Here is a 26901-nt window from a genome sequence, read left to right on the forward strand (position 1 = left end):
CCGCATCCGGCACCCGTCGAGAAACCGGGGAACGACGGTCCATGCGATGGTGTCTATCTCGTCATGGGTCGGCGAGGGTCTTGGATCGAGCAGTCACTGCAGGTGGAAATCGCCGAGCAGCATGCCGAGCAACTGCCGCGCGGCTTGTTCCGGATCATCGAGCGCCGGCAAACTGCGACCGTGTGCGCGACAAATCGTCGGCAGCGTCGCGACACGACCGACGCCGGCCCGCAGCTTTTCGTTCCCGACGTCCTCATCGGGCGCAGGCCGTCATGCCGACGTCACCTTCCGCACTCGCAATGGTGGCATCACGTCGATCGAGGGCGGCGCCGCGTAATGGCTTTTCGACACGCGCTGCAACCTCGGGGACACGATCAGCACCACCACTGCGGTCGGAACGTCTTTTGTAGGCGCGAGAGATTTACTCGTTCGTCGTCAAAGCGCACGTGCCGCTCCCGACGCGGCGGACACAGCTTCCGGCCGGCTTCTCAACTGCCGGACAAGGAAGCCTCATTCGCCGAAGGCGCACATTGACGGGTTCGGTTCCGCGACGCGCCAGGGTTCACGCTAGGCCGAAAAGGACCGGAGCCGCAGCACCACGGTGCCCGGCGTCGACATCCCGTTGCGATCCGGCTCGCGGTTGGCGACGTAGGTGTCGGTGGCGCCGGGCTGGCGGGACAGCCATGTCTCGTAGAGGCCCTCCAGCGTCGCTGCCAGCCACTGTCCCGGCGGATCCCCGACTGCTCCGAGACGCGGCAGGTTCTCGTGGGTGATCAGCAACGCCTGCTCCTCGGGCCGCACGTCGAAACGCATCCGTCCCCAGCCGATTTTGGCGAGCAGGTCGTTGATCTCGATCTCCAGCGCCTCGACCGCAACGCAGGGCGGCGGCGCGATCCGCTCCGCCATCCGCCGACCGACCGCGTGCAGCAACTTATCACGCGCTTCCGTCCCGGCCTGCGCATCGAACTCGGACGCGAGCGCATGCAGCAGCAGGGCGAAGTCAGGCGCAGCAGAGGCGGTCATGGCTTCTCCGAGAAGGTATAGCGCGCGGTGAGCAGCGCCTGGGCTTCGTTCCAATCGCCGGCCCGCTGGTAGGAGGCGGTGGCACCCAGGCGAAGTGCGGGCATGAGCTGGTATTCCACCTTGCCGCTGGCGCCACCGGCAAGACCCGACACCGAACGGCCGGAATACACGCTGGCAATCGGGTCGCTGTCGACCAGTCGTGCCTGCAGGCCGGGGTCGTCCGGGTAATAGTTCGAGCTGTGTTCGGTGTAGTTCTGGTAGCCGACCGATCCCGTGCCCGTGTAGGTCCATGCCCCCGACTTGCCGGAATAGGTGACCGGGACCACCGCCGCGACATAGGATTGCGGCGAGAAGTAGCCACCCTGGCCGAGGGTGAAATAGCGCAGGTTCTTGTCGTAGCCGAAATAGGTGAGGTCGATGCCGACCCGTACCTGGTCGTCGCCCTTGTGCCAGACCGAGACGCTGCCGCCGACACCGGCCTCGACTTCGGTGTTGCTGGCGACGTGGGTGCCGGTGATCGAGGCGAAGCCACCGCCGGCATAGATCACCGCATCCTTGTTCGCGAGCTCGAACTGCGCATGGCCATGGTTGCGGACCACGCCGCCCCAGACCGTGTTGGTGCCTGGGTCGCGCAGCCCGCCATAGGACAGCACGCTGTCGGTGATGGCCCGCCGCTCGCCGGTCACCCGCAAGGTGAGGTTCGGTGTCAGCTTCGGCGAGAATTCGACGCCGCCGACCGCGTTGGTGGTCCGGAAGCCGAGCGGCGAAGTCCCGGCATCGGCGCTCAGCCACGGATTGGCGAAACCGACCTGGAAGGCGACGCCGGCCGCATTGCTCTGGCTGTTGCTGTCCGACGAGCCGCCGAGTGCAAGCGTGCCGAAGCGATCCTGCGTCGTGGCAGCCTGATCCAGGCTGCCCGAGGACAGGACCGTCGGCGTCAGCGTGGCCGACCAGTGCGATGCGCCGCCGCCGAACGGCAATGTCGCGGTGATCGGCACGGTTGCCTGGGTGAGCGAGTCCAGCCCGCCGCTGCCCGACCGGCTGCGCAGCCCGATATCGACGTCGAGCTTGGGCGACAGCGTGTCGTTCAGGGAGGCGAGCTGGCTGTCAATCGACGACAGCATCCTGTCGGCTGGTGCCCTGCGGGCGGATTGCCCCGAGCCGGTGCCGAGCCCGTCGATATCGTCGGGGCTGGGATCGGATGCGGTGATGCCCTGCTGAACGGGGTCGGTACGGAACGGGTTGTCGCTGGTCGGCGTGTCGGTCTCGATGACGTAGTTGATCATCGCGTTGCTGTCGGTGCCGAGCTGCTGGCGCCGCAGGCTGCTGGCCTGGCGCAGGTCGGCGAGCGCTGCCTGGCCGGCCCCGCGTGCACGATGAACAGCGGCGGCGGCAAGCCAGGCGCGCGGGTCCTGCGGCCCGATCACCAGCGCGTCGCGGGCCAGCGTGCCGGCCTGCGCCAGGTCGTTGCAATCCACCGCCGCCTGGACCGCGGCCAGCCGTGCGTCCAGATCGGACGGGTCGCGCTGCAGGACCGCGAGGTCGAGCGCCAGCGCCTTCCTCGGCTTGGAGTCCGACTGATACAGCCGGGCCAGCGCCAGCCGGGGCGCGACCGCATCGGGCGACTGCGCCAATACCGGTGCCAACCTGTCATAGGCATCGGCCTGCTTGCCCTGCTCGTTCAACTGGTCGGATTCCACCACCGCCATGCCGGCGCCGAGCTGCTTGCGGGTGATCTCCTGGTCCCGTGTCAGGCCACGCCCGCCGGCGGACTGGTTGTCGAGCGCCAAGAGCAGGCGATGGGCGCCGCTCGTATCTCCGAGGGTGACCAGTTCGCCGGCATAGGCCAGTCGTTGCGACGCCGTCGGCGGGCCGCCCGATCGTTCTGCGATCTGCAGCGCGCGCCTGGCGCCGTTCGTGTCCCCGAGCCGCTGCAGCGCCTGCGCGATCTGCACGCCGCGCACGCCGGTCGGGTCCGGGCGCTGCGCCAGTTCGATCAGCCGGCTGTGGCCGAAGCTGTCGTCCGCCTGGGCCTCGGCGATATCACCTTCCAGCGCGACCCGTCCCGCCACCGCATTGACGTCCGGCGTGCGGCTGCGCTTCGGCAGCTGGGCCAGCAGCCGGGAGGCGGTCTGCAGGTCGTTGGTCTGGCCGGCAAACAGGATGCCGGCCTGCAGCATCGAGGGCGTCGGACGCGACATCGCGTTCATCTCGGCCATGACCTGCTGCGCCTCCTGAGCCTGCCCGGCCTTGAGCAGGTTCTGGGCCAGCCGGAGTCGCATCCAGCCATCGCGCGGCGTCTGCGCCACCGCATCGCGCAGCAGGTCGACCCGGTCGCCCGGGTCGTTCGCCCGGGCGACACGGCCGTTCGCCTGCTGGTTCTCGATCTGCGCGACGTCGCGCGCGTGCCGGCCGCCAAGCCGGGCCAGCAGCGCCCGGGCCTCGGCCTGATGGCCGCCATGCATCTGGATCCGCGCCAGGCCAAGCAGCGCGTCGTCATTGTCGGGATGCGCGCTCAGGATCTGGTTGTAGGTTGCCGCGGCGTCACTGCTCCGGCCGCGCCGCTGCTGCAGCCCTGCCAGCATGGACTGGGCGCCGCTGACGTCGCCGCCGCCGGCGATCAGCGCGTTCAGCTTTGTCTCCGCCTCGTCGAAGCGGCCGTGCGCGATCAGGCTGTTGGCGGCGGCGTAATCCTCGCCCACGGCCAGGCCGGTGAGGGCCGGCTGCCAGCGGGCTGCATGGTCCGGGTCTGCGGCGATCGCGCGCGCCAGAAGCTGGTGGGCCTCGTCGATGCGGTTCTGCTTGGCACGCACTAGCCCGAGACCGCCCAGTGCGTCGGCGTCCTTCGGCGATAGCGCAAGGGCTGCCTCGAACTGCTTTCCCGCATCGTCCAGCTGGTTGCCGGCAAGCGACTTGAAGCCGGATCCGCGATCGGTGCCTCCGACATCGGTGGGCACCTGGAGGTTGGCCTCCTTGATCCGCTGCCCTATCGCCGCGTCGTCGGGATGGGTCTGCAGCCAGGCCTGATAGGCAGGCACGCTGGCCTTGTCGTTCGGCAGCCAGAGCAGCGCCTGGTGCCAGTTGCGTGCCGCATCCGACGCCACCTGCGGCGAGCGATCCGATAAGGCAGCGAGCCCCTGCAGCCGCGCGATGCCCTGGGCGCGCGTCGGCTCCCGGTAGGTGAGCAGTTGCCCGTATGCCAGCTGCGCCTGCAGGTCGTTCGGGTTCGCTGCGACGATGCGGGCGAGGCCCGCCTTGGCCTCGGCCCATCCGGCCGAGGTGCCTGCCAGCGTCTGATAGTATTCGGTCCCGAACTCGGCGGGAGGTGCCGTGCCGCCGAACACGCGGCGATATCCGGCGGCTGCCGCGTCGTTCTTGCCGGCCGCTCCCAACGCGCGGATGCCGCTCAGGGTCGCCGGGTCGATAGAGCGGACCTGCAGGCTGCGGCTCAGGTCGCCAAGCTGCTTGCTGCCGGGCGCGATGCGGGCCAGCGTCGCCTGCGTCCGGCGAGCGCCATCCAGGTCGCCTGACGCCGCCTGCAGGTCGGCCTGGGCAGCGAGGACGTCCGGATCGTTGGGAGCCACCTGTTGTGCCCGGCTGATCGCGACCTGCGCCTTGTCGTTTTCCGATCGTCCACGCCAGTAGCGCGCCTGCTGCAGCAGCAGCGTCACGACCGATGGCTCCGCCGGGGCTGACGCTGCGGGTTGTGCGGCCGCCGGCGCCGTCGTTTGCGCCTGCGCCGGCATGGCCAGGGCGAGGATCGGCAGGATGATGCAGCCGTTCAGCAGTGCCTGCCGACCGTGTACGCGATGCACGCGCATCGGTGCCATCCGGGCGCTCATGGATGTTTGGCCGGTGGCGGCGTGGTCTGACGATTGCGGCGGTCACCGCGGCTGGTGAGGATGCGGAACAGCGCGATGCCAAGGGCGAGGCATCCGAGCAGCGCCACGATCAGCACGCCGACCGGACGATCGCGCATGAACCAGTCCGGCCAGAGCCAGACCGGCAGGGTGCCGACCGTGTAGATCGGCCCGGTGCGGTAGGAGTCCAGATGGACGCCGTTCATCAGCACCAAGTCGCCCTGGATCTGCGGCAGGTCGATCTTGTTGTGCAGGGCCTGGACCAGGGTATCGAGGCCCTGGGGCGTGCCGGCCAGCAGCGCCACGACCGAGCGGTGCGCACTGAGCGGTGACTGCGCGCCGATCAGCGCGCCGCCGTCCGACAGGGTCGTGTTCAGCCCGCTGATGCGCTGCTGGCGGGGACCGGATGCACGATCGCTGAACAGATACCAGATCCCGTCGAGAGCGCTGCCGTGCGACATCGTCAGCCGTCCGTCGACGACCTGGTAGGGTGCTTTCGCCAGGAGCTGCGCCGCACTGCCGAGTTCGCGAAGCGTGCTCATCACGATCAGGTCGCGGTCGGCGACCGTATCGAGCTGGTCGGCGGTGACGACCGTGACCCCCGTGGTCGGAAACCAGGTGGTGGCGCCCATGAAGCCCATCAGGTCGAGATAGGCGCTGAGCGTGACGGTGTTCGGATGCGGCGGCAGCACGATCGCCGTTTCCGACAGGTCGGCGAGCCGTGTGAAGGGAAACCCGGCGCTGGCAAAGAAGGCGAGGTTCGGCAGCGTGGTGAAATGGTAGGCGTTGGTCAGGTCGATCGTGGAGTTCTGGTCGATCGCGGTGTGGATGTCGCCCGGGATCGCGACGCAATCGCCGCGATGCATCGGTCGCGCGTCGAAGTAGAACTGCAACTGGTTCTGGCCGAACACCAACCAGGGCGGTATCGACGTACCGCGATGCACGCTGCCGACATGGGTTCCGATCAGGCGCTGCAGCCACAGCATCGGCCCGGCCGCCGGCGCCAGCGAATAGCTGCGCAGGAACATGTTGTTGATGCCGACATCCAGCCGTGACGCGGCAACATCCACGATCGGGCCATCCGGGGACCGATAGCCGATATCGAGCCCGTACGGTCGCGATCGCCACGTGTAGAGGTCCGGGCTGGTCCGGAACGGTACCGACATCGTTCCAGGTACGTAGCCGGTGCCTTCGAGATCGCTGGCTGCGACCAGTTCGCCGAAACGCACCTTGCGCGTGGTCGGCACGAACGCCGGCGCGTCGTAAGGCAGGCGTATGCCGGGATCGATCTGCGTCACGGTGGCGGTAGCGTCGGCGCCCAGTGTGTCCGTGGCGAGTGCCAGGCTGTTCGCGGCCGCCACCACCTCGGCGCCGGTGCGGCCGGTCACCACCAGGATGGTGCCGTTCGGGTCGTTCGGGTTCGGGATTTCGGCGAGGGTCGGCCCGTCGAGCATGGGATTGCCGAAGCCTGCCGGCAGGTTGCTGCGAAGGCCGATCGCGATCGCGCTGCCGGTCTGCGGGAAGTCGTTCGAGACCGGGAAGGTGACGCCACGGAAATCGGTCAGCCGGCCGAACCACGAGGCGACTACAGAAGCTGCCCTCAGGCCGTCGGTCGACGGGTTCTTTGCCAGTAGGATCGGGATGATCGCCTTCTGCCGGACGTTGCGATCGAAATACGGAAGGGGCAGGCGTGAGAGTTGGCGCTTCGGCGGGATCGGCACGGTGGTAAGCGTCAGGCGCGAACGGTCCGACACGGTCGACCAGAGCAGGCCGCTCAACGGGTCGTTGCAGGACTTGGAATACTGGCCGGCGAAGCGGAAGTTGAGCCGGTTCTCGCCGCCGAAGAACACCGGGTCGATCGGGAAGACGATCGGCCCGAACGCCGGATGCTCGGGATCCACATGCAGGGTCCCGACATACTGCTCGTTCAGCGTGATGGTGACCGAGCTGGCTTCCGGGATCAGCGACGGCGACATCGCGCCGGTCAGGACGAGTTGCGCGCCGGTGACGACCTGGTCGGCCGGTACGCCGAACTCGAGGCCCTGGATCGCGCTGGTGCCGCGCATGGTCATCGGGCCGGTCGCGCCGAGATCGCGCAGCGAGAAGGCACTGGCGGTGCCGCCGGCGTTGGCGGCCGCCAGCTGTATGTCCTGGACAGCTGGCGGAGGCGGGAGGGCGGCCGGCGCGCCGGCGCCGGCCTGGGTAAGGCCGGGTGCCGCCGGCGCCGTGGCCGCCGACGGCATCGGCGGGTTGCTGCCGTCGTCGGTGGCCGGCTTGGCTGGGGCCGGATCCGGCTTGGATGTCGTCTGCGAATTTGCTGTCGGAACCGGTGCATCGAGACGGACGGCCTGGGCCATAGCAGGCCGGGGATGCAACGCCGTCGCGAGCGCCAGCAATGCGGCACCGACGACCGCAGCCGCACGCGGCCGCAAGACCAGGGTCTGCTTGCCGAGGCGATCGGTCGGCACCAGGACCGCCTTCTCCATCGCCACGATCTGCTGCGAGGTAAGCGCCTGACCGCGTGGCCGGAACAGGCCCTTGATGCTCACCAGCACCGCCCAAAGCCCGACCAGCGGCCGGTCGATCGGGTAGTCGCCCCAGTCGAGCCAGGCATCGGCACGGCCGAACACGGTGCGGACGATCCGCGCCTCGTCGGCGATGCCGGCCGGTTTCCATTTGATGTAGGCGCTCTTGCCGTCGTGCCCGAGCAGCGTCGCCGGAATCACGACCGGGTCGCGATCGTTGGTGAAGGTTGCCGAGATCGATACAGGCTCGGTGATCGGTTCCGGCCAATCGATACGGATACGCGCGCCGCCGAGCGAAAGGTTCATGCTGGTGCATGAAAATACCCTGCCGTCCTCGGTGTAGACCGACATCGGCAACTCGGCGCGGATGCGGGCCTGCTTGCGCACCTGGCGGGTCTCGCGGCCGACAGCGAGCGCCCCGAGCACGGTCAGCAGGCTGAACGAAATCCAGATCGAGTTCAGCAGCAGCGCCTGGAAGACGATGGACGTGGTGTGCTGGAAGATCATGCCGAGCACGCCTCGCATCAGTCCGGCGAACAGCATCAGTGCCAGGATGATGTTGGGATACACCGCACTGATGTCGAAATACCCGTTCTCGAGCAGGCCGCCCTTGTCGGTCACGTTGAACTTGCCGCGGCGCGGACTGAGCAGCGTCACGATGGTGACCCGCACCAGGAACAGCGCGAGCACGGTTTCGTAGATTTCGCTCCAGAACGAATGCCGCCAGTTCCGTTGCAGGCGCGATCCGGTCGCGATCGAATGGAACATGTGCGGCAGGGCGTAGGCGGTGATGGCGAGCGGCGAGGCGGCGATGATGTTCTGGTCCAGGAACAGGAAGGCGAGCGGTGCGATCAGGAACACCAGGCGCGGCACCGCGAACATGAAATGCATCATCGCGGCGAGGTAGCAGAGGCGCTGACCGACCGAGAGTCCGCGTCCCAGCAACGGATTGTCGATGCGCATGATCTGCAGCATGCCGCGGGCCCAGCGCACGCGCTGGCCGATATGCAGGATCAGCCGCTCGGTCGCGAGGCCTGCGGCGAGCGGCAGACGGAGATAGGCGGTGGACCAGCCGACGCGCTGCAGCTTGAGGGCGGTATGGGCATCCTCGGTCACGGTCTCGGTCGCGAAGCCGCCGATCGCCATCAACGCCTCGCGCCGGATTACCGCGCAGGAACCGCAGAAGAAGGTGGCGTTCCAGAAATCGTTGCCGTCCTGGACCAGCCCGTAGAACATGTTGCCTTCGGCCGGCACCCGGGTTCCGGCAGCGAGGTTCCGCTGGAACGGATCGGAGGAATAGAAATGATGCGGCGTCTGCAGCAGGGCGAGCTTGGGGTCGGCGATCATCCAGCCCATCGTCATCTGCAGGAACGCGCGGGTCGGAATGTGGTCGCAGTCGAATACGGTGATAAACTCGCCGTCGGTCTGGTGGATCGCGTGGTTGAGGTTGCCGGCCTTGGCGTGGAAATTATCCGGACGGATGATGTAGCCACAGCCTGCGGCTTCCGCGAAATCCCGGAATATCACCCGGCGCCCGTCATCCAGGATATAGACGTTGATCTTGTGACGCGGCCAGTCGATCGCGAGCGCTCCCAGCACGGTCGAGCGGACGATGGAGAGATCCTCGTTGTAGGTCGGCACATAGATGTCGACCGTCGGCCAGTTCGCCGGATTGTCCGGCATCGGCAGCGGCTTGCGGTTGAGCGGCCAGGCGGTCTGGAAGTAGCCGAGCAGCAGCATCACGATCGCGTAGAGCTCGGCGAGCGCCAGGATCGTGCCGAGCAACGCCTGCAGCCAGGAATTATATTCCAGCGTCTCGGTGACGCGCCACACGATGTAGCGCATCGACACCATGATCGACAGTACCACCAGGAACAGCGTGGCCTGCCGGCTGGGATTGCGGTTGATCAGCAGGAACAGGACCATGGTCACGATCGCGACGACGGCCTGCTGATCCGCCCGTAGCGCAACCATGCCCGCGGCCACCATCATCAGGCCGCCGACGGTGGCGAGGATGATGACGCCGATGCGCGAACGGCTGAAGCGGCCGAACGGCGCCGTTAGCCTATGCAGGCCGCGTCCGATCGGATGAGTTGCTGCGGCGACCATCAGTGTGTCACCGGCGCCGGTGCGCCGAGCCGGTTGGAAATGGCCTGGGCAATCCGGCGTATATCGAAGGATGCCTGCGCCATGGGCGAATAGTCGCCGACGAGTTTCTGTGCGGCAGCGGCTTCGGCGACGTGTTCGTCACGGTGCACGAGGCCCAGCAGGCGATCGCCGACGTGACGCGACAGCCCCTGCGCGATGACCGGGCCGAGGCGGGTGCGGGGATCGAACTGGTTGAGCACGAACGTCTGGTTGCGTGGCCCCTCGGCCGCACCCCGCTTGGTCCAGTCGACACCGTAGGCACGGCCGCTATCGATCGAGGGAACCAGCGCGGTCGACATGGAGTCTACCAGCAGGATCGTCACCAGCAGGTCCACGATCGGCAGGACTGCCGCGAGCGAGGCCGAAGGACCCGGCTCGGTGTCGACGACGACCACCACGCCGGGTTGCGCCAGCATGTCGGCGATCGGCTCGCCGAGCAGGTCGGGATGGTCGCCGAGGCGGTGCGACACGGACAGGGCAGTCTTCATGTCGGTTGTGCCATAGGGCAGCACGTTCACCCCGCTCGGGGTGCGCATCATGACCGTCCGCCAGTTCGGTTGCGTCGGCAGCGTATGCATGAAGCCGTCGGCATCGTGCAGCGACACGCCGAAATGCAGCCGCAGCGCATTTTGCGGATCGAGATCGAGAGCGAGAACCCGCCAGCCAGCCTTCGAAAGCTCGTAGGCGACGTTGGCGGCAAGCGTGCTCTTGCCGACGCCGCCCTTGGGAGATGCGAAACATATCAGCGGCATCTGAGCGATCCGGAACGATGGCGGGGCACGGTCGGGCCGATCAGCTGTTGCGCTTGCCGGCGTATCCGAACACGTCGCGAAGCGTGCGTGACGGAGCCGCCTGTGTCTGTGCCGGCGAGCCCAGTATCCGGAACAGCCCGCCGAGGCTGAGAGGCTGCTTGACCGGGAGCTGGCCGCCGGCGGTGCTGGCAGTGTCCGGCGGCGGCACGCGGCTGGCCGGCCGCGTGGCCGCACGGTCCGGTTCGGCCAGGTGCCGGCTCCAGTCCGCCTTGCTTGCAGCCTGTTCCGCCATGGCATGCACGAGGGGTGCCGGCGCCGCGTGTGCCGTCACGCGCGGTTCGATCCGGGTCGGGATCCCCAGGGTCGGTGTGGTCCAGACCGGCGCCTCGCGGGCCGGTTCGTGCGATCTCGGTTCCGGCCGGGGCAGGTCCGCTTCATCGTGCCCGGACCGGGTCGGCAAAGCAGGCGGCAGCTGTTGGTCGATCGCGCCCGCATACGCCGGTTCGACCACACGATCGTCCGCCGCGGTTCGCATCGTAACCATCTGCGGTTGCGCATTTTGCGGATTGGCTTGCGGGGGTTCCGGGGTCGGAGGTGGCTCGAACGAGTGGTAGCTGGAATTCGTGATGCCAAGCGCACCCAGGACCCTGCCGATATCGCCGGCTGGCGGTAGCGGGCCAAGCGATTGCTCGAGAACCGCGCTGAGGAGAGGGAATTCCGATGTCATGGCGAATGTCTTTCCGTCCAGACGATACGAGCCAGAAGAGTAAGCGACGCGGAATAATAGTCGGGGTCGGAAGCCACCGATGGGAAAGCAGCCGGCATGCTGCCTGGAGGAAGGACGAGGCCGGTGCATTCGGCAACGGCGTGAAAACCGGACGGCGCGGGGTATGGAGCGCGCGCGTTCGTTGCGAGATCCACCCAGGCCGGAAGACCGTCCCCGAACGCACTCCAGTAGGTGCGAAACCTGTTCAGCAAAGGCGCGGTCAGCAGGCCGGACCATTCGAGATAGAGCGGTATTCGTACCGCATCGTACGAAAACCGCGGTGGCTTGCCGGGCGCCGGTACCGGGGCGTGCGGCGGGTTCAGGCGCAGCCAGTCGGGCGGCAGATCCCAGCGCCCGAATCGGGCGATGTCGATCAAGCCAACTCCGTCATGGACGACCCTGCGCCATCTTGCCTGATCGCCCAGCGAAGACGCCTCTATCAGCGACGGGAAGATCAGGTAGGAAAGGTTGATTTCCGTACCGGAAGGAGTGACGAATCCGGTAACGCCCGGCAGCAGCACCAGCCGCCCCCCGACCTCGCGCGTGGCCAGCCGCAGGACGTCCGCGTAGATGGAGCGGGCCTGCTCGCGCAGCTCCGGGCGGTTCCATCTTCTTGCGGCGCGCGCGAGTGCCATCGCGATCAGCAGGTCGCCGTCGGTCGCGTTGTTGAGGTCGCCGACAGGAGGTTGTGCACCCGGATCGAAGCGCCATGCATGCAGGCGGTCGGGACGGCATTGCAGGGTCTTCCGCGTCCAGGTCAGGATGCTGTCGAAGGTGGCCTGGTCGTCGAAATGTTCGGCGAACAGCAGGCCGTAGCCTTGACCCTCGCTGTGCGACACATCGCGGTTGCCGGTATCGACAACCCGGCCATCCGGCCTGATAAATCGCGACCGATAGGATTGCCACTGGACATCGGCATCGGCCCAGGCCAGCTCAGGCATAAAGGTCAGTGCAAAGCCTGAGATCAGCAGCGTCGAAAACCGTCGTCGGCCGCACGGCATTCGTCTGCATCCTCCGCGGGCGCGTCAGGCAACATGGATGTGCACAACGTCTAGTGTGCAGATCGATAGTTAACCGTAAACCGCGCGTCAATCATTGGATGCAGCGTAGGCAGTCCTGAAAAATAGAAGATTCCGAACCGATGATTTCAAAATAGTGACTATCGTCGGCACGTTGGTATTTTTGCTTAATCGTGAAGGAGCATTCTTTTTGAGATGCTTTGCAACAACCTGAGATTGTAATTGCTACTCTTTTGCATGCGCCACGGATGCGGCAATTTGGTCACGGATTGTCGCTACCAGTAGATCGGTCGATGCGACCAGTACGTCCGCACCGGCTGCCTCGAGTTCGGCCCGGCCGCCATAGCCCCAGAGCACCCCGATCGTCCTCACCCCGTTTGCCTGTGCCCCTGAGATGTCGAAGCGGCGATCTCCAACCATGACCGCATGGGCCGGATCGACAGCTTCCTGTTTCAGCAGCCGGGCGATGAGTTCCGACTTTTCCGCCCCGCTATCGTCCGGGCGGGCGCCGTACAGTTCGTCGAACAGGGGCGTCACGCCATGCGCGTCGAGGATCCGCCGTGCGGTATGGACCGGTTTCGAGGTTGCCAGGAACAGCCGCCGGCCGGATGCCGACAACTGGTCGAGGACATCCCTGATGCCAGGAAACAACGGGCTCTGGAAAAGGCCACCACCCTCGTAGTGATGGCGATAGCGCGCGACAGCGTCCGACGTGCGGTCGTCGCCGAAATCGGCAAGCAGGCGCGTCATGATGTCGTGCAACGGCGGCCCCACCACCCAGGTCAGATCCAGGTCGGCATGGATCTCATGGCCGAGATCGGCAAACGCCAGACGGATCGAGGCGACGATGCCCTCCCGCGAGGCAACCAGCGTGCCGTCGAGATCGAGCAGGACAGCCTGGTTCTGCGCCGATGTGCGGGAAGGGATCATGGATGTCTCCGGTGGCAAGGCTGTCTGTCGTCGAGGCTTCGAGGAGCAGGATGGAGCGGTCGCCTGCTATCATCCCTCTACAGATGGGGTGCGCGACCCGGCCGCCTGCACGACGCTGGCATGCCGTTGCGGTTTGTTGCAGGGTCAAACCGGTTTCGCAGCGTCGCGGACCGGGAGGTCAGGATGGCGGACGGGTTTGCCGATGCCGGCGGCGCAGCGTTGCTTCTGCGACCGGTCGTACGTGATCTGCCGGCGACGGCATCCAGCGACTGGTTCGATGTTCCGGACCAGGCGTTGCTGGCGGGATTCCTCAGGAGAGTGATGCCGGAACGCAACGACGTGGATGGCCTGGCGAGCATCGCCCTGGCGCGCTTCGGCTCCTTCGCCGGCCTGCTGGCGGCGCCGGTCAGGGAATTGCGCGGTATCGCCGGGTTCGGCACCCACAGCCTGTCCGCGATCAAGCTGCTGCATGACGCGGCCCTTCGACTATCGCGGTCGCGCATGCAGGGCCAGCCGATCCTGTCCGACCGGGACGGCCTGCTGGACTATCTGACCGCGGTCCTGGCCCGGGAGCGGATCGAGCAGTTCCGGATCCTGTTCCTCGATGCCGATGACCGGTTGATCGCCGACGAGGCGCAGGCGCGGGGCACCGTGAACCATACGCCGGTCTATCCGCGGGAGGTCGCGCGGCGGGCGCTGGAACTGCAGGCGCATGCGCTGGTGCTGGTGCACAACCACCCGAGCGGCGACCCTGCTCCGTCGCGGGAGGACATCGCCATGACCCGTCAGGTCGCGGCAGCCTGCGCCGTGATGCGTATCCTGGTGCGGGACCACCTGATCGTCGGAAACGCGCGCTGGACCAGCTTCCGGGACGAGGGCCTGCTCGACTGAGGATCAGGCGTCCGGTTCAGCGGTGCCGGCCGCCGCCAGCGGTCCGAGTGCTGCCTGGATGCCGAATGCGCCCGGCAGGCCGCCTTTCGGGAACAGCCGGTTGACGTGACCCATCTTGCGCCCGGCACGCGCCTCCTGCTTGCCGTACAGGTGCGGCAGTAGTCCATTGGTGGCGAGGACCAGGGGCCATAGCGCCATGTCGGCCGGGCCGACCAGGTTCTTCATCAGCGCGTCGGAATGACGGGTCGCCGGCGGCAGCGGCAGGCCGGCGACGGCGCGGACATGCATCTCGAACTGGCTGACCAGGCAGGCATCCATGGTCCAGTGCCCGGAATTATGCGGGCGCGGGGCGATCTCGTTCACCAGCAGCGTCCCGTCCGCGGCCACGAACATCTCGACCCCGAGCAGGCCCACGAGCCCGAGCGCCTCGGCGATCCGCACGGCGAGGGCCTGAGCCTCCTGCGCGATGTCCGGCGTGACCGGCGCCGGGGCCAGGGTCAGGTCGAGGATGTGATGGCGATGATGGTTCTGGACCGCGTCGTAGGTGCGGACCACCCCGTCCAGGCCGCGTGCCACCATGACGCTGAGCTCGCAGGCGAAATCCACGAAGCCCTCGGCGACCAGCGGATGCGGGTCCAAGGCAGCGAAGGCCGCGTCGAGCTCGTTCCGCTCGCGGATAACCCGCTGGCCCTTGCCGTCGTATCCGAGGCGGGTGGTCTTGAGCACGAACGGCAGCCCGAGCGCCGTCGCCGCGTCGTCGAGCGACGTGCGGGTGTCGACAGTGTGCCATGGCGCCAGCGGGATCCCGGCATCGGCGAGGAAGCGCTTCTCCGCCAGCCGGTCCTGGCTGATCCTCAGGATCGACCCGTCCGGGCGAACAGGCTTCAGCGCCGACAGCAGCTCCAGCCCATCGGCGCTGATGTTCTCGAACTCGAAGGTGATGACATCCACGGCCGCCGCGAACCGCCGCAGCACGTCCGGATCGTCATGCGCGCCGATCGTGGCGCCGGTGGCGACCTGCGCCGCCGGACCATCCGGTTCCGTCGTCAGGATGTGGGTGCGATAGCCCAGTCGCGCCGCGGCCATCGCTGACATGCGTCCGAGCTGCCCGCCGCCGATGATGCCGATGACCGAGCCGGGGGGAAGTGCCAGCTCGTGGCCCATCGTCATGCAGCCGGACTCAAGGAACCGGGACTTCCGGGACCGCGGCGGTCTGCAGGGCCCGCCATGCCTCGAGCCGTGCCATGAGCGCCCCGTCCGACAGGGCCAGGATCGAGGCGGCCAGCAGGGCGGCGTTGATCGCGCCGGGCTTGCCGATCGCCAGGGTCCCGACCGGGACGCCGGCCGGCATCTGGACGATCGACAGCAGGCTGTCGATGCCGTTGAGGGCGGCGCTTTCCACGGGCACGCCGAGCACCGGCAGCAGGGTCCAGGCCGAGCACATGCCGGGAAGGTGGGCTGCTCCGCCGGCGCCGGCGATGATGACCTGCAGACCGCGCCCGGCGGCCTTGCTGGCGTAGTCCATCAGCCGGTCCGGCGTGCGGTGGGCGGAGATGATCCGGGTCTCGAAGGCGATGCCGAGCGTGTCGAGCTGGGTTGCCGCGTGCGACAGGGTGGTCCAGTCGGACTGGCTGCCCATGATGATGCCGACGACCGGTTCGTCGATCCCGGCCGGGATGTCGGATACCGCGTCGTCGCCGAATTCCGTCTCGCTCATGCAGGCGATTCCTGAAGCTGGTTGATACTAGGCGATGCTGTCCGGGATGAGCCGACTTTCGAGCCAGGAGATCTCGTCCTTCAGCAGCAGCTTGCGCTTCTTGAGGCGCTGGATCTGGAGCTGGTCGATCGGCTGCGGCGCCAGCCGGCCGATCACGGTGTCGAGGTCACGGTGCTCGCTGCGCAGCTCGTGCAGTCTGCGTAACAGGGTATCGCGGTCGATCAGCATGGGACTTCGCATAGCATGCGACCGTGGTCGGGCTCAATTTAGCAGTGGAATTCGGAGGGAGCGCGGGTCTAGCGTCGGATCGTTCCAAACAGACGAACCGGAGGCACCATGAACCTACCGTCACGGATCGAGAGCCTGAGGACCAGACACGCATCGCTCGATACGCGCATTTTCGATGAGGACCGACGTCCGGCACCCGACCAGGGTGCCCTGACCCGCCTCAAGCGCGAGAAGCTATGGGTCAAGGAAGAAATGGAACGACTGCGGCAGCGTATGTGAGGCTGGCGCCACTTCCGGCTATTTCATAGTCGCCCCACGGGGCGCCACCCACGAGCGGGAAGCGGCCGAGGCTGCTTCCCGTCAGGCTCGCTGACGCGAACGGCGTCAGGCCGCCTCTTCGTCCGGCAGCGGCATCGGCGGTGTCGGCACATGCTGGCCGTCACGCACCAGGCGATCGTTGGCGGTGGTGACCATCGCATTGAGATCGGTCTGGCTGCACAGGCCGAGAATGACCGGGTCGCGCGGCTTGATGTTGGCGCTGTTCCAATGCTGGCGGTCGCGCACCTTGGCGATGGTATCCTTGGTGGTACCCAGCAGCTTGATCACCTGGACTTCGCTGAGCTGCGGATAGTTGCGCAGCACGAACGCGATCGCATCCGGGCGGTCGTTGCGCTTGGCCACCGGCGTATAGCGCGCGCCCCTGGAACGGCGGGTCACCGGATTGTTGGCGGACAGCACCGTCAGCCGTGCCTCGGAATCTTTCTCGCACCGGGCCACATCTTCGGCGGTGACCTGGTGGTTGGCTACCGGATCGTAGCCGACGATGCCCTGGGCCACTTCGCCGTCGGCGATCGCCTGGACCTCGAGCGGATGCATTCCGCAGAACTCGGCGATCTGCGTGAAGGTGAGGGCCGTCTTCTCGATCAGCCACACTGCGGTGGCTTTCGGCATCAGGGGCAACGTCATGCGGCTGTCCTCTCGGGTGCGCCGCCACGACCGGTGCGCACCAGCGCTTGAATGGGATGTGCCTCCACGAGCGGGCACGATATGCGGCGGATATGGGCGCCGCGCCTACGGTGGGTCAAGCCATCTCAGGCATGCAACAGAAAAGGGGCCGGTTTCCCGGCCCCTCCCTGCGTTCATGAAACAGACGCCGGTCCTGCTCAGGCGGCCTGGGTCGCCGCCGTCGCCGCGCCGTCGTTTGCCGGGCCGGCCAGCGTGGTGCCAGCCGAACCGACGGTGATGCGACGTGGCTTCAGCGCCTCCGGAACGACGCGCTTCACGCCGATCTGGAGCAATCCGTTGACCAGATCCGCCTGCTCGACCTGGATGTGGTCGGCCAGCACGAACCGGCGCTCGAACGCGCGGGCCGCAATCCCGCGATACAGGACCTCGCGGCCGTCCTGCTCCCCGACTCGACCGGAAACGACCAGGGTGTTGTCCTGGACGGTCAGTTCGATGTTCTAGGGCCCGAAACCGGCCACGGCCATCGTCAGCACGTAGCTGTCGTCGCCGCTCTTCTCGATGTTGTAGGGGGGGTAGGACGCCGTGCTCGTCGCCTGCGCCGCGTGATTGACCTGGCGAGCCAGACGATCGAAGCCGATCGCGGTACGGAACAGGGGTGCGAAATCGTAAGTCATTGTAAAACCTCCTCAGGAGCAAGGTTCAGAGGCTCTCCACCAGGGCAGAGCCGGTCCAGTTCTCAGTCTCGCCAGAAACCCCGAATGGGCATCCCCGGCTGCACCAGAAATGGAAAGTGCCGCCCTTGGGATCAAGGGCGGCACTCCAAAAACTCGTTCGTGAGGAAAAGCGGCGGATCAGGGTTCCTTGCGAAGACCCAGGCCGGCGAACTTCTTGTTGAACTTGGCGACCTGGCCGCCGGTGTCCATCATGCGCTGCACGCCGGTCCAGGCCGGATGCGACTTCGGATCGACGTCCAACCGGAGCGTGTCACCCTCCTTGCCGAAGCAGGAGCGGGTGGTGAACTGGGTGCCGTCGGTCATGACGATGTTCACGGTGTGGTATTCGGGGTGGATGCCGGGCTTCATGTCGCAATTTCCTTGGGGCGTGACGACGCCGCCGATACCGACCGGGGCGTAATCGGGCGCGTATAGAGGAGGCGGCGCGCCCGATCAATGTTTCCCTCTAGTTGGCCTTCTTCACGGCCTTCTCGGTGTAGCGCAGGAACGTGGTGTCGGCGGTCTTCTTCTGCTCGGGCGAGAAGCTCTCGTACAGCGCCTGGAACGGGGGCAGTAGCTGCTGGACGTTACGGGAGTTGGTCTCCTCGACTTCGCCGTAGGACTGGAGGTCCTGCACGGCGTTCATCGAGCCGTAGCTGCTCTGGCGCTTGGCATAGACCGCGTCCATCTGGACCACGTTCTGCCGCATAGCGCTGCCGAAGCTCTGCCACAGCGCTTCCTGTTCCGGCTTGATCTTCAGGACGGTATGCAGGCTGGTGATGTGAGATTCGATCCGTCCCGCCTTCTCCTTGCCGAGCTTGGTCTGCAAGGCACCCGAGCTGGTCATCTCCGCGGCGACCGGTGCGGCATCCGTCGCCGGTGCGGCCATGGCCGGAGCGGTGGGTGCCGCAGGTGCAGCCGGTGTCTCGGACGCGGCAACCTGGGCCACGGCCGGGGCGGCGAGGAGCGGAGCGGTCAGGGCGAAAGTGGCGAGGGCTCCGGCCCCGAGCAGTTTGCGGAAGTCCATCAAAGGAGCACGCACGTGTCGCAGCATCTTGTCTTCTCCTGTCGGGTTCTCGTCCTCCAGGACATCGGCCGCCCATGGAGAAAAACGTGAACATCCTGTCGATCCAGTCATGGGTCGCATACGGACATGTCGGAAATGCGGCTGCGCTGTTTCCATTGCAGCGGCTCGGCGCCGAGGTGTGGGCCGTCAACACTGTACAGTTCTCCAACCATCCCGGCCATGGCGGCTTCACCGGCCAGGTTTTCACCGGCGCGATGATCGGCGAACTGGTGCGCGGCATCGCCGCCCTTGGGGTCCTGGCCGAGACCGATGCCGTGCTGTCGGGATATCTCGGCGACGAGAGCATCGGCGAGGCTGTGCTGGATGCGGTCGCACGGGTCCGGACAGTGCGGCCCGACATGCTGTATTGCTGCGATCCGGTGATGGGCGACCGTGGGCCCGGCCTGTACGTCCGTGCCGGCATCCCGGGCCTGCTGCACGGCCGCGCGGTGGCGCAGGCCGACATCCTGACCCCGAACCAGTTCGAGCTCGAGCAGCTGGTACCGGAGCTCGGCGACGGACCGCATGGCGTCCAGGTGCTGGCCGACGCCGCGCGCGGCCTGCGCGGCCGGATGCACCAGCCTGGCCCGCGATGCGTCCTGGTGACCAGTGTCGAGGCCCAGGAGACCCCGGCCGAAGCGCTGGACCTGCTTCTCGTGTTCGACGGCGGTGCGGCCTTGCTCCGCACCCCAAGGCTGCCGATCAACCCCAGCGGCGCCGGCGACCTGATCTCGGCGCTTTTCCTGTTTCACCTGCGCGACGGCAGCGATCCGGTGAACGCGCTGGAACGGGCGGCGGCGTCGGTCTGGGGCATCCTGCAACGGACCGCCGAGGCAGGCTCGCGCGAACTGCTTCTGGTGCAGGCGCAGGACGAACTGATCCGCCCATCACGAATATTTCGGGCGCAGCTGCTCTGACGACCCGTTCGTGGAATTGAGACAGATCGACGAAGCGGCTACCGTTTTCAGAGCATACCGAAATAAGGGAACGTACCATGGCACTGAAACCTCATGCGATCCGGGCTCCAGGCTGGGTCTCCGAGTTCAGCGCGTTCATCATGCGCGGCAACGTCGTCGACCTTGCAGTCGGTATCATCATCGGCGCCGCCTTCACCACGATCGTGCAGAGCCTGGTCAAGGACATCTTCACGCCGCTGATCGGCCTGGTCGTGGGCGGCATCGATTTCTCCAACATCTTCGTGACGCTGAGGGGCACGCATTACGCGACCCTGGCGGAAGCCCAGCGGCTGGGCTCGCCCACGCTCAATGTCGGGCTGTTCCTGAATGCCGTGATCCAGTTCCTGATCGTCGGCCTGGTGATCTTCTGGGTCGTGAAGCTGCTGACCAAGCTGCATGTGCGCCAGGAGGCGAAGGAAGCGATCGTGCTCCCGACCGCGAGCGAACTGCTGCTGGTCGAGATCCGTGACCTTCTGGCGCGGCGGGAAGCAGTGCCGGCGACCGAGCCGACATTGCCGCCCTCCCTGTCGATCTGAGCGCGTCAGCCCTTCATGCTGTCGGGGACGGTACCGCCGTTCTCCTGCAGCTTCTGCACCACCGCCTTGTGCAGGGCGATATTCTCTTCCGCGCTGCCATCGGCGCCGGCATGGACATCGAGTTCGCCGGCGAGGGTCTTGCGGGCCTGGAGACTGGAATCCAGGTCCAGCAGCTTGAGCAGGTCAACGATCGACGTCTGGTAGTTCAGGTTGCCGCCCTTCTGCTCCGCCAGCTTGGACAGCACCGCGCCGACATCGACGGACTGCAGAGATGCGCCGGCCGGTGCGGCGGCCGGTGTGGAGGGCGAGGGCGCATCCGGGCTGCCGGCAGCGGGCGCGGCGGCCGGTGTGGCTGCATCCGCGGAGCCGACCGCTCCGGTCGCGAAGTGGACGATCTTGTCCATGATCGATCCGAAAAAGCTCATCACGGTATCCTTTCTCGATGTGCTGGCACTCCATCGTCCGGAACGAGTCGAGGTTCCGCCTGTTGGCGCCTGGTGACAGCTTGATAAGATCTCGGCTCGTGAGATCTAGTGTAGACCCATATCGGTCCGATCCGGAGAATGCCCGCATGTCCCAGCCACGGTTCATCCCAGTCTTCAGGCAAGTTTCCTGAGCCGGCTGCTACCCATGGCGCGTGCCTGCTCGTTGATGGCCATCGTCATGCTCGGTGGATGCGGCGTCGGTGGCTCGTCCGGTCCGGCGATCGGCGCCCGGGACGATCATCATCCGGCCAGCCTGATCGATGGATACCTGATCGCCCGCGGCATGGCCCTAAGCTACGGCCATTCCGGACGCGCCGGGCCGGCCGAGATCGCGCAGCTCGTGCAATATGATCACGCGGCACTGATGGCAGTGGTGACGGCCCAGCTGGAGCCTGGCGACGAGCGCAACATGCAGGCCGAGCGGGCGCTGCAGACGCTGGTCGATTTCACCGGTGCGAACGACCTGAAGCCGGACCCGGCAATGCCGGTAGCCCCAGCGGTGCAATAAGGCGAGCGGCTTGTCGGCGCCGACTTCGGAGGCGGCAGCGACCCGGGAACGACCGGCTATTTCGCCTTGGCGCGGGGCGGGGCCGGCTTCTGCGCGTCGCGACGCAGCCGCTTCTCGCCCAGCAGCAGCAGGATCGGGGCGGCGATGAAGATCGAGGACGAGGTGCCGACGACAATGCCGAACAGCATCACCCAGGCAAAGCCGGCCAGGGTGTGGCCGCCGAACAGGGCCAGTGGCAACGCGGCCAGGAACACGGTGGATGACGTGCCGAGCGTCCGGTTCAGGGTCTCGTTGATCGACAGGTCGATCAGCTCGCGCAGCGGCATGGTGCGATACTTGCGAAGATTCTCCCGCACCCGGTCATAGACCACGACCTTGTCGTTGGTGGAGTAGCCGAGGACGGTCAGGATCGCCGCCACCATCACCAGGTCGAACTCGAACCGGGTGATTGCCAGGAAGCCGATGGTCTTGGTGATGTCGAGCACCAGCGTCGCCACGGCGCTGACCGCGAACTCCCATTCGAAGCGAAACCAGATATAGGCCAGGATCATCAGCAGGCTGATCCCGAGCGCCAGCAATCCGTTGCGGAACAGCTCCGACGACACCGACGCGCCGACCGCGTCGGCGCGCAGGATCTGCGTCCCCGGCTGGGCCTGGCTGACGCCGGCGCGAACCTTGTCGACCAGCGACTGGGTCGCTGCCTCGGAACCGGCATCCTTGCCTGCGGGCGCATCGAGGCGGATCAGCACGTCGTCGGCACTGCCGAACCGTTGCAGGCCGGCATTGGTGACGTGCTGTGCCGCGAGCCCGGCGCGGATCTTGGCGAAATCGGCCGGTCCCTGAGTGCGCGCCTCGACGACAATGCCGCCCTTGAAGTCGATGCCGAGCGACAGCCCGGGATAGAAGAACAGCCCCACCGACGCCGCCGACAGGAACGCCGAGACCGCGAGCCCCAGGAAGCGGCCGCGCATGAACTTGATGCGGGTGCCGTCCTTGACGAAGCGGAAGCGCGGACGAAGCAGGGCCGAGGTCGAATTGGACATGGGCGAGAGCCTAGACCGGCAGGATGGTGGGGCGGGTCGTCGCATACCAGCGGACCATCAGCATGCGCGACAGCAGCAGCGTGGTGAACAGCGTGGTGACGATGCCGATGGTGATGGTGAGCGCGAACCCGCGCACCGGGCCGGTGCCGAACACGAACAGCATGACGTGCGCCAGGAGCGCGGTCGCGTTGCTGTCGACGATGGTCGAGGTGGCGCGCTCGAAGCCTGCCTGCATCGCGGCGAGCGGGGTGCGTCCGCGCTGGACCTCCTCGCGGATGCGCTCGTTGATCAGGATGTTGGCGTCCACCGCCATGCCGAGAGTGAGCAGCATGCCGGCCATGCCGGGCAGCGTCAGGGTCGCCTGGAACAGCGACAGTACGGCCACGATCAGGATCAGGTTGGCGACCAGGGCGAGGTTCGCATACCAGCCGAACAGCCCATAGAACACCGCCATGAAGCCGACCACCAGCAGGAAGCCGATCCCCAGGCTGATGGCGCCGGCCCGGATCGAGTCTGCCCCGAGCGTTGGTCCGATGCTGCGCTGCTCGATCACCTCGAGCGGCGCGGGCAGCGCGCCGGCACGCAACAGCAGGGCGAGGTCGGTGGCGGACTGGGCGGTGTAGTTGCCGGTGATCTGGCCGTTGCCGCTCGGGATGACGCCGCGGATCACCGGGGCGGTGATCACCTTGTTGTCCAGCACGATGGCGAACGGCTTGCCGAGATTGTCGCGGGTCACTTCGGCGAACTGCCGGGTGCCGACGCTGTCGAGGGTGAAGTCGATCGCCCACTGGCCGCTCTGGTTGTCCTGGCCGGCGCGCGCGTTGGTGAGATCGGCGCCGTCCACATCCACATGGTGCATCACCGGCACCAATTGTTTGGGATCGTCCTGCATCGGCAGCATGTCGACGCCGGGTGGCGCCGCGCCGCCGGGGCTCACACCCTCGGCGACCAGATGGAAGGTCATCTTGGCGGTGGTGCCGAGCAGCTGCTTGATGCGGTTCGGGTCGCTGATTCCGGGCAGCTGGACGACGATGCGGTCGTCGCCCTGGCGGGTGATTTCTGGGTCGACGGCGCCGGTGGCATCGATTCGCCGCCGCACGATCTCGATCGACTGGGCGACGGCGTCGCTGGCGCGGGTGCGGAGCGCACCAGGCGACAAGGTCACCGCGATGCGGCCGTCCGCCAGCGTCGAAATGGCGAACTCATTGGGGGTCGCCGCCGGCAGGTCGGCCAGGATTGCGAGGTCGCGATCATGCTCGGCGGGGCTGCGTGGCGTGAAGGTCACGGCGCCCAGCTTCGGGTCGGCCACCAGGTTGCGATAGCCGAGGCCGGCCTTCAGCAACGACTGCCGGACACCGTCGGTCAGGGTTTCCAGGCGTCCGCGCGCCAGCGTGTCGAGGTCGACCCGCATCAGCAGGTAGGACCCGCCGCGCAGGTCGAGGCCGAGATGGATCTGGCGCCAGGGGAGGTTGGCACCCGGCATCCGGAAGACGTTCGGCAGGCAGAGCAGCAGGCCGATCAGGCAGACGGCCAGAACGGAGCCCATCTTGAGGCGGCTATAGTACATCATGGCAAGCGGGCCGACCTCTCCTGGTCCCGCCCCGGGCGCGTGCGGGCGAGATCGGCGGGAACATGCCGGGCGGACCTTCAGGATGCAACCACGGGCGCCGGGGTGGGGCCGGGATTGGTCCGCAGGATGTCGAGGTGCTCGTTCCGTTTCACGATCGAGCGACACGGACACGCTGCATGCCGCCGCATTGCTGGTGCCACCGGGTGCTTGTGGAGCTCGCATCACGGGCGCCGTCATCGGAGCACCGGTCGCCAACCCTGTCGGAAATTCCTAGATGTTCCGGAACCCCGCTTGCTCCGGGTCTGCCGCAATGACCGGGCCGCCCCGCGCTTGACACTGCACCTGATGCAGCCGACGACGTTTCGGCCCGGACAATGACGGAACGGCAGGGAGCAGGCATGGCACGTTCCAAGGCACCGGCGGGACCGGCGACCGGACCTCTCCTGCGCATCGGCATTGTCGGCGCGGGACATTTCGGCCGGTTCCATGCACTCAAGGTGGCAGCGTCGGCGCGGTCGGTGCTGGCGGGGGTGCACGACCCGGACCAGGCGCGGGCAGCCTCGGTCGGACGCGAGGCCGGCGGCGCACCCGCACTCGGTTTGGACGATCTGCTGGCGTCCTGCGACGCGGTGATCGTCGCGGCGCCGGCGGAAGCCCATTTCGCGCTGGCCGAGGCGGCATTGCGGGCCGGACGGCACGTGCTGATCGAGAAGCCGATCGCCTCGACCCTGGATCAGGCCGACCGGCTGATCGCCCTCGCCGGGCAGGCGGGCCGGGTGCTGCAGGTCGGGCATCTGCTGCGCTACTCCGCCGAGCACAAGGCGATCACCCAGCGCATCACCCGGCCACTCTATATCGAGGCGACCCGGATCGCGCCGTTCAAGCCGCGCGGCACCGACGTCTCGGTGATCCTGGACCTGATGATCCATGATCTCGACCTGGTGCTGGCGATCGTCGACAGCCCGATCGAGGATGTGGACGCGCTGGGCGCCGCGGTCAGCAGCGCGCACGAGGATATCGCCAACGCCCGGGTGCGTTTCGCCAACGGCTGCGTCGCCACCATCACCGCCAGCCGGATCTCGCTGAAGACCGAGCGGCGGATGCGGCTGTTCTCGGAGGAAGGGTATCTTTCGGCGGATTTTGTGGCCCGCGAGCTCACCATGATCGGCCGGGATCGCGGCCTGCCGCTGCCCGGCACCGGCGGCTTCCGGCGCGAGGCGGTGAGCTGGCAGGAGCACGATACGCTGGCCGCCGAGCACGAGGCGTTCGCGGCCTCTTGCCTGGACGGGGTGCCGGTGATCGTCGACGGGTCCGCCGGCCGCCGGGCACTCGCCGCCGCCTTGGCGGTCGGCGACGGCATCGCCGAGGCGCGCCGGCGCATGGAACGCTCCGGCCTGATCGGCATGCAGGCCTGATCAGTCGCGGCGACGGTCTCGCCCGGGCATCGTCCGACTGCACGGGATCGCCCGACTGATCAGGGTGCGCGCCCGTTCGGCAGGTTGGCGGATAGTCCCCGGGCTCTGCGAACGAACAACACCCATGCAGTATCATCCCGGAACCGGCTGTCCGGGCGGCGGGGACCGTAGCCCGACATGCCGCGCCTGAACCCCGCTCTCCTCCGGACCGCTCCACGAGGCTTCGGGATCGCGGCCCCGCTCTTGCTTGCAGAGCTGTGCGACCCCGACATTCAGCCTGACAATCGCTGCCGCCGAGCGGGACATGTCCGGCCCACCTCGGGTGCGCGTGTCGATCATCCACGAATGGATATCATGCAGACGGACGACATCATCGGCTCCTGGCAGCGTCATCTGACCGGGCAGACCGGCCCGCTCTATCTGTGCATCGTCGAAGCCCTGAGCCGGTCGATCCGGCAGGGCGAACTTCGCGAAGGCGACCGGCTGCCGCCGCAACGTCGCCTGGCCACCGCCCTGGACGTCGATCTCACGACAGTCACCCGCGCCTTCAACGAGGCCAAGCGGCGTGGCCTGCTCGACGCGACGGTCGGGCGGGGCAGTTTCGTGCGGTCCGGGGTCGGCGCGGCGCGCTGGCGCGACGACCGCCAGGCGGTGGTCGACCTCACCATGAACCTGCCGCCGATGCTGGCGGAGCCATCGATGCAACGGCTGCTGCAGGAGGGCGTCAGCCGGCTGCTGCGCAAGCAGGATGTGGGCGTGCTGATGTCATACCGCATGACCGCCGGCACCACCGAGGAACGCACCGCCGGCGCCGCCTGGCTGAAGCCGGTACTCGGCCAGCGTGCGGTGGACGAGGTGCTGCTGGTTCCGGGTGCGCAGAGCGCCATGCTCGCGGTCGTCAGCACGATGGCGAAGACCGGCGACGCGATCGTTGCCGAGCAGTTCACCTATCCGGGCATCCGCGCGCTGGCCGCCCAGCTCGGACTCAACCTGTCCGGGGTCGGCATGGATGCGGAAGGGATGATCCCGGACGCGCTCGACCGGGTACTGCGCGAAAGTGGCGCCAGGCTGATCTATTGCACGCCGAACATCCAGAACCCGACCACGGCGACGATGTCGCTGGAGCGACGCCGCCGCATCCTGTCCGTGGCGCAGGCGCATAATTCGATGGTGCTCGAGGATGATCCGTACGGGCTGCTGCCGACCGACCCGCTGCCCGCCCTGGCGCAGCTGGCGCCGACGCGGGTGTTCCATGTGGCGACACTTGCGAAAGTGCTGTCGCCCGGATTGAGAACGGCGTTCCTGGTGGCACCCAGCTACGATCATGCCCAGCGGCTGACTGCCGCGATCCGGGCGACATCGCTGATGGGGGCCGGACTGATGACCGGCCTGGCGACGCAATGGATCCGTGGTGGCCAGGCGAGGACGATCCTCGACGCGGTGCGTGCCGAGTCCGCTGCGAGGCAGCGCGTCGCCCGAACCGTGCTGGGAACTGCCCCATGCGCGCATCCGGAAGGGCTGCATGTCTGGCTCCGCCTGCCGCCGCACTGGAACAGCAGCGATTTCGTCACCTATGTCCGGCGGCAGGGACTGGCGCTGGTGCCGAGCGACGTGTTCACGGTGGAGGGCAAAGCGCCTGGCCGGGTACGGATCGCACTCGGTACAGCCGCCGATCAGCCGGCGCTGCTGGATGCACTGACATCGGTCGCCGCCGCCATGCAACACAAGCGCGCGCAAGGCTACGACAACGTCGTTTAGGGCACCGTTATATGCACATGCCGTGT

At 67.2% G+C, this 26901-nt stretch carries 24 protein-coding genes and 1 pseudogene; 7 read left to right on the forward strand and 18 right to left on the reverse strand.

Annotated elements, in window-relative coordinates; translation table 11 throughout:
* Nucleotides 1–567: 567 nt before the first annotated feature.
* From bcsD to HN018_RS07140, 7 genes are all read right to left on the reverse strand, one after another.
* Entirely contained in the window at nucleotides 568–1023 is a 456-nt protein-coding gene (bcsD, locus tag HN018_RS07110; protein ID WP_171834831.1) for a cellulose biosynthesis protein BcsD, read from the reverse strand.
* Complete coding sequence (locus HN018_RS07115; protein ID WP_171834832.1) at nucleotides 1020–4853, reverse strand: cellulose biosynthesis protein BcsC; 3834 nt, start codon at nucleotides 4851–4853, stop codon at nucleotides 1020–1022. Before HN018_RS07115 ends, bcsD begins: the two co-directional genes overlap by 4 nt.
* Before the next feature lie 8 nt (nucleotides 4854–4861).
* The gene (gene bcsA, locus HN018_RS07120; protein ID WP_171834833.1) at nucleotides 4862–9517 is read right to left on the reverse strand and encodes a UDP-forming cellulose synthase catalytic subunit; all 4656 of its coding nucleotides are present in this window, start codon (nucleotides 9515–9517) and stop codon (nucleotides 4862–4864) included.
* Entirely contained in the window at nucleotides 9517–10308 is a 792-nt protein-coding gene (bcsQ, locus tag HN018_RS07125; protein ID WP_171834834.1) for a cellulose biosynthesis protein BcsQ, read from the reverse strand. The genes bcsA and bcsQ overlap by 1 nt, the downstream gene beginning before the upstream one ends.
* A 40-nt stretch (nucleotides 10309–10348) precedes the next feature.
* Nucleotides 10349–11035: a hypothetical protein gene (locus tag HN018_RS07130; RefSeq protein ID WP_171834835.1), complete on the reverse strand. Its 687-nt coding sequence runs from the start codon at nucleotides 11033–11035 to the stop codon at nucleotides 10349–10351.
* The gene (locus HN018_RS07135; protein WP_171834836.1) at nucleotides 11032–12015 is read right to left on the reverse strand and encodes a glycosyl hydrolase family 8; all 984 of its coding nucleotides are present in this window, start codon (nucleotides 12013–12015) and stop codon (nucleotides 11032–11034) included. Before HN018_RS07135 ends, HN018_RS07130 begins: the two co-directional genes overlap by 4 nt.
* 303 nt (nucleotides 12016–12318) lie before the next feature.
* On the reverse strand, nucleotides 12319–13023 hold the full coding sequence (locus HN018_RS07140) for an HAD hydrolase-like protein (RefSeq protein ID WP_171834837.1): 705 nt from the start codon (nucleotides 13021–13023) through the stop codon (nucleotides 12319–12321).
* Between the two features lie 120 nt (nucleotides 13024–13143).
* Here HN018_RS07140 and radC point away from each other — a divergent pair, with 120 nt between their 5' ends.
* The gene (radC, locus tag HN018_RS07145) at nucleotides 13144–13914 is read left to right on the forward strand and encodes a RadC family protein (RefSeq protein WP_239479111.1); all 771 of its coding nucleotides are present in this window, start codon (nucleotides 13144–13146) and stop codon (nucleotides 13912–13914) included.
* A 3-nt stretch (nucleotides 13915–13917) separates the two neighbouring features.
* On the opposite strand, the gene HN018_RS07150 is transcribed toward radC, so the two are convergent.
* Genes HN018_RS07150 through HN018_RS07160 form a run of 3 tightly spaced genes read right to left on the reverse strand, consistent with a single transcriptional unit; the run spans nucleotide 13918 to nucleotide 15859 of the window.
* The gene (locus tag HN018_RS07150) at nucleotides 13918–15084 is read right to left on the reverse strand and encodes a 5-(carboxyamino)imidazole ribonucleotide synthase (RefSeq protein ID WP_408886762.1); all 1167 of its coding nucleotides are present in this window, start codon (nucleotides 15082–15084) and stop codon (nucleotides 13918–13920) included.
* A gap of 10 nt (nucleotides 15085–15094) precedes the next feature.
* Nucleotides 15095–15631, reverse strand: coding sequence for a 5-(carboxyamino)imidazole ribonucleotide mutase (purE, locus tag HN018_RS07155; protein WP_171834839.1), 537 nt, complete (start codon nucleotides 15629–15631; stop codon nucleotides 15095–15097).
* 27 nt (nucleotides 15632–15658) lie between these two features.
* Nucleotides 15659–15859 carry a YdcH family protein gene (locus HN018_RS07160; RefSeq protein ID WP_171834840.1) on the reverse strand — a complete coding sequence of 67 codons (201 nt, stop codon included), beginning with the start codon at nucleotides 15857–15859 and terminating at the stop codon, nucleotides 15659–15661.
* A gap of 108 nt (nucleotides 15860–15967) precedes the next feature.
* On the opposite strand from HN018_RS07160, the gene HN018_RS07165 reads away from it, so the two are divergent.
* On the forward strand, nucleotides 15968–16138 hold the full coding sequence (locus tag HN018_RS07165) for a YdcH family protein (protein ID WP_171834841.1): 171 nt from the start codon (nucleotides 15968–15970) through the stop codon (nucleotides 16136–16138).
* Nucleotides 16139–16243: 105 nt separating this feature from the next.
* On the opposite strand, the gene HN018_RS07170 is transcribed toward HN018_RS07165, so the two are convergent.
* The 4 genes and pseudogenes from HN018_RS07170 to HN018_RS07185 all read right to left on the reverse strand — a co-directional run bounded on the left by HN018_RS07170 (nucleotide 16244) and on the right by HN018_RS07185 (nucleotide 18592).
* Nucleotides 16244–16825 carry a DUF1013 domain-containing protein gene (locus HN018_RS07170; protein ID WP_171834842.1) on the reverse strand — a complete coding sequence of 194 codons (582 nt, stop codon included), beginning with the start codon at nucleotides 16823–16825 and terminating at the stop codon, nucleotides 16244–16246.
* 197 nt (nucleotides 16826–17022) lie between these two features.
* Nucleotides 17023–17499 (reverse strand): annotated as a pseudogene (locus HN018_RS07175) (Hsp20 family protein).
* A 177-nt stretch (nucleotides 17500–17676) separates the two neighbouring features.
* A complete protein-coding gene (gene rpmE / locus HN018_RS07180; protein WP_171834843.1) occupies nucleotides 17677–17907 on the reverse strand; it encodes a 50S ribosomal protein L31 in 231 nt (76 codons plus the stop codon).
* Nucleotides 17908–18004: 97 nt separating this feature from the next.
* Nucleotides 18005–18592 carry a Spy/CpxP family protein refolding chaperone gene (locus HN018_RS07185; protein ID WP_171834844.1) on the reverse strand — a complete coding sequence of 196 codons (588 nt, stop codon included), beginning with the start codon at nucleotides 18590–18592 and terminating at the stop codon, nucleotides 18005–18007.
* Nucleotides 18593–18639: 47 nt separating this feature from the next.
* On the opposite strand from HN018_RS07185, the gene pdxY reads away from it, so the two are divergent.
* Together pdxY and mscL are read left to right on the forward strand one after the other, a co-directional pair.
* Complete coding sequence (pdxY, locus tag HN018_RS07190) at nucleotides 18640–19521, forward strand: pyridoxal kinase PdxY (protein WP_239479114.1); 882 nt, start codon at nucleotides 18640–18642, stop codon at nucleotides 19519–19521.
* A 77-nt stretch (nucleotides 19522–19598) separates the two neighbouring features.
* Entirely contained in the window at nucleotides 19599–20096 is a 498-nt protein-coding gene (mscL, locus tag HN018_RS07195; RefSeq protein WP_171834845.1) for a large conductance mechanosensitive channel protein MscL, read from the forward strand.
* A gap of 5 nt (nucleotides 20097–20101) precedes the next feature.
* Here mscL and HN018_RS07200 read toward each other — a convergent pair whose 3' ends face one another.
* On the reverse strand, nucleotides 20102–20521 hold the full coding sequence (locus HN018_RS07200; protein ID WP_171834846.1) for a DUF3597 domain-containing protein: 420 nt from the start codon (nucleotides 20519–20521) through the stop codon (nucleotides 20102–20104).
* Between the two features lie 205 nt (nucleotides 20522–20726).
* Here HN018_RS07200 and HN018_RS07205 point away from each other — a divergent pair, with 205 nt between their 5' ends.
* Nucleotides 20727–21089 carry a hypothetical protein gene (locus HN018_RS07205; protein WP_171834847.1) on the forward strand — a complete coding sequence of 121 codons (363 nt, stop codon included), beginning with the start codon at nucleotides 20727–20729 and terminating at the stop codon, nucleotides 21087–21089.
* Nucleotides 21090–21145: 56 nt separating this feature from the next.
* On the opposite strand, the gene secF is transcribed toward HN018_RS07205, so the two are convergent.
* Complete coding sequence (gene secF / locus HN018_RS07210) at nucleotides 21146–22132, reverse strand: protein translocase subunit SecF (RefSeq protein WP_171834848.1); 987 nt, start codon at nucleotides 22130–22132, stop codon at nucleotides 21146–21148.
* Between the two features lie 10 nt (nucleotides 22133–22142).
* On the reverse strand, nucleotides 22143–23702 hold the full coding sequence (secD, locus tag HN018_RS07215) for a protein translocase subunit SecD (protein ID WP_171834849.1): 1560 nt from the start codon (nucleotides 23700–23702) through the stop codon (nucleotides 22143–22145).
* A gap of 398 nt (nucleotides 23703–24100) precedes the next feature.
* On the opposite strand from secD, the gene HN018_RS07220 reads away from it, so the two are divergent.
* Entirely contained in the window at nucleotides 24101–25117 is a 1017-nt protein-coding gene (locus HN018_RS07220; RefSeq protein WP_171834850.1) for a Gfo/Idh/MocA family protein, read from the forward strand.
* Between the two features lie 132 nt (nucleotides 25118–25249).
* Here HN018_RS07220 and HN018_RS07225 read toward each other — a convergent pair whose 3' ends face one another.
* Nucleotides 25250–25456, reverse strand: coding sequence for a hypothetical protein (locus HN018_RS07225; RefSeq protein WP_171834851.1), 207 nt, complete (start codon nucleotides 25454–25456; stop codon nucleotides 25250–25252).
* A 15-nt stretch (nucleotides 25457–25471) separates the two neighbouring features.
* Here HN018_RS07225 and HN018_RS07230 point away from each other — a divergent pair, with 15 nt between their 5' ends.
* Nucleotides 25472–26875: an aminotransferase-like domain-containing protein gene (locus HN018_RS07230; RefSeq protein WP_171835014.1), complete on the forward strand. Its 1404-nt coding sequence runs from the start codon at nucleotides 25472–25474 to the stop codon at nucleotides 26873–26875.
* The last annotated feature ends 26 nt before the right edge of the window (nucleotides 26876–26901 follow it).

The sequence above is a fragment of the Lichenicola cladoniae genome, from assembly GCF_013201075.1.
Classification (GTDB): Bacteria; Pseudomonadota; Alphaproteobacteria; order Acetobacterales; family Acetobacteraceae; genus Lichenicola; species Lichenicola cladoniae.

Coding starts and splice junctions, on each gene's coding strand:
- HN018_RS07160 (WP_171834840.1), bottom strand. CDS start 15,859: ATGCTGATCGACCGCGATACCCTGTTACGCAGACTGCACGAGCTGCGC.
- HN018_RS07170 (WP_171834842.1), bottom strand. CDS start 16,825: ATGACGTTGCCCCTGATGCCGAAAGCCACCGCAGTGTGGCTGATCGAG.
- bcsA (WP_171834833.1), bottom strand. CDS start 9,517: ATGGTCGCCGCAGCAACTCATCCGATCGGACGCGGCCTGCATAGGCTA.
- HN018_RS07185 (WP_171834844.1), bottom strand. CDS start 18,592: ATGCTGCGACACGTGCGTGCTCCTTTGATGGACTTCCGCAAACTGCTC.
- radC (WP_239479111.1), top strand. CDS start 13,144: ATGCCGTTGCGGTTTGTTGCAGGGTCAAACCGGTTTCGCAGCGTCGCG.
- bcsD (WP_171834831.1), bottom strand. CDS start 1,023: ATGACCGCCTCTGCTGCGCCTGACTTCGCCCTGCTGCTGCATGCGCTC.
- secF (WP_171834848.1), bottom strand. CDS start 22,132: ATGTCCAATTCGACCTCGGCCCTGCTTCGTCCGCGCTTCCGCTTCGTC.
- HN018_RS07150 (WP_408886762.1), bottom strand. CDS start 15,084: ATGACGATGGGCCACGAGCTGGCACTTCCCCCCGGCTCGGTCATCGGC.
- HN018_RS07205 (WP_171834847.1), top strand. CDS start 20,727: ATGGCGCGTGCCTGCTCGTTGATGGCCATCGTCATGCTCGGTGGATGC.
- bcsQ (WP_171834834.1), bottom strand. CDS start 10,308: ATGCCGCTGATATGTTTCGCATCTCCCAAGGGCGGCGTCGGCAAGAGC.
- HN018_RS07230 (WP_171835014.1), top strand. CDS start 25,472: ATGCAGACGGACGACATCATCGGCTCCTGGCAGCGTCATCTGACCGGG.
- secD (WP_171834849.1), bottom strand. CDS start 23,702: ATGATGTACTATAGCCGCCTCAAGATGGGCTCCGTTCTGGCCGTCTGC.
- HN018_RS07200 (WP_171834846.1), bottom strand. CDS start 20,521: ATGAGCTTTTTCGGATCGATCATGGACAAGATCGTCCACTTCGCGACC.
- HN018_RS07220 (WP_171834850.1), top strand. CDS start 24,101: ATGGCACGTTCCAAGGCACCGGCGGGACCGGCGACCGGACCTCTCCTG.
- HN018_RS07130 (WP_171834835.1), bottom strand. CDS start 11,035: ATGACATCGGAATTCCCTCTCCTCAGCGCGGTTCTCGAGCAATCGCTT.
- mscL (WP_171834845.1), top strand. CDS start 19,599: ATGGCACTGAAACCTCATGCGATCCGGGCTCCAGGCTGGGTCTCCGAG.
- HN018_RS07165 (WP_171834841.1), top strand. CDS start 15,968: ATGAACCTACCGTCACGGATCGAGAGCCTGAGGACCAGACACGCATCG.
- purE (WP_171834839.1), bottom strand. CDS start 15,631: ATGAGCGAGACGGAATTCGGCGACGACGCGGTATCCGACATCCCGGCC.
- HN018_RS07135 (WP_171834836.1), bottom strand. CDS start 12,015: ATGCCTGAGCTGGCCTGGGCCGATGCCGATGTCCAGTGGCAATCCTAT.
- HN018_RS07115 (WP_171834832.1), bottom strand. CDS start 4,853: ATGGCACCGATGCGCGTGCATCGCGTACACGGTCGGCAGGCACTGCTG.
- HN018_RS07140 (WP_171834837.1), bottom strand. CDS start 13,023: ATGATCCCTTCCCGCACATCGGCGCAGAACCAGGCTGTCCTGCTCGAT.
- HN018_RS07225 (WP_171834851.1), bottom strand. CDS start 25,456: ATGATCGACACGCGCACCCGAGGTGGGCCGGACATGTCCCGCTCGGCG.
- pdxY (WP_239479114.1), top strand. CDS start 18,640: ATGGAGAAAAACGTGAACATCCTGTCGATCCAGTCATGGGTCGCATAC.
- rpmE (WP_171834843.1), bottom strand. CDS start 17,907: ATGAAGCCCGGCATCCACCCCGAATACCACACCGTGAACATCGTCATG.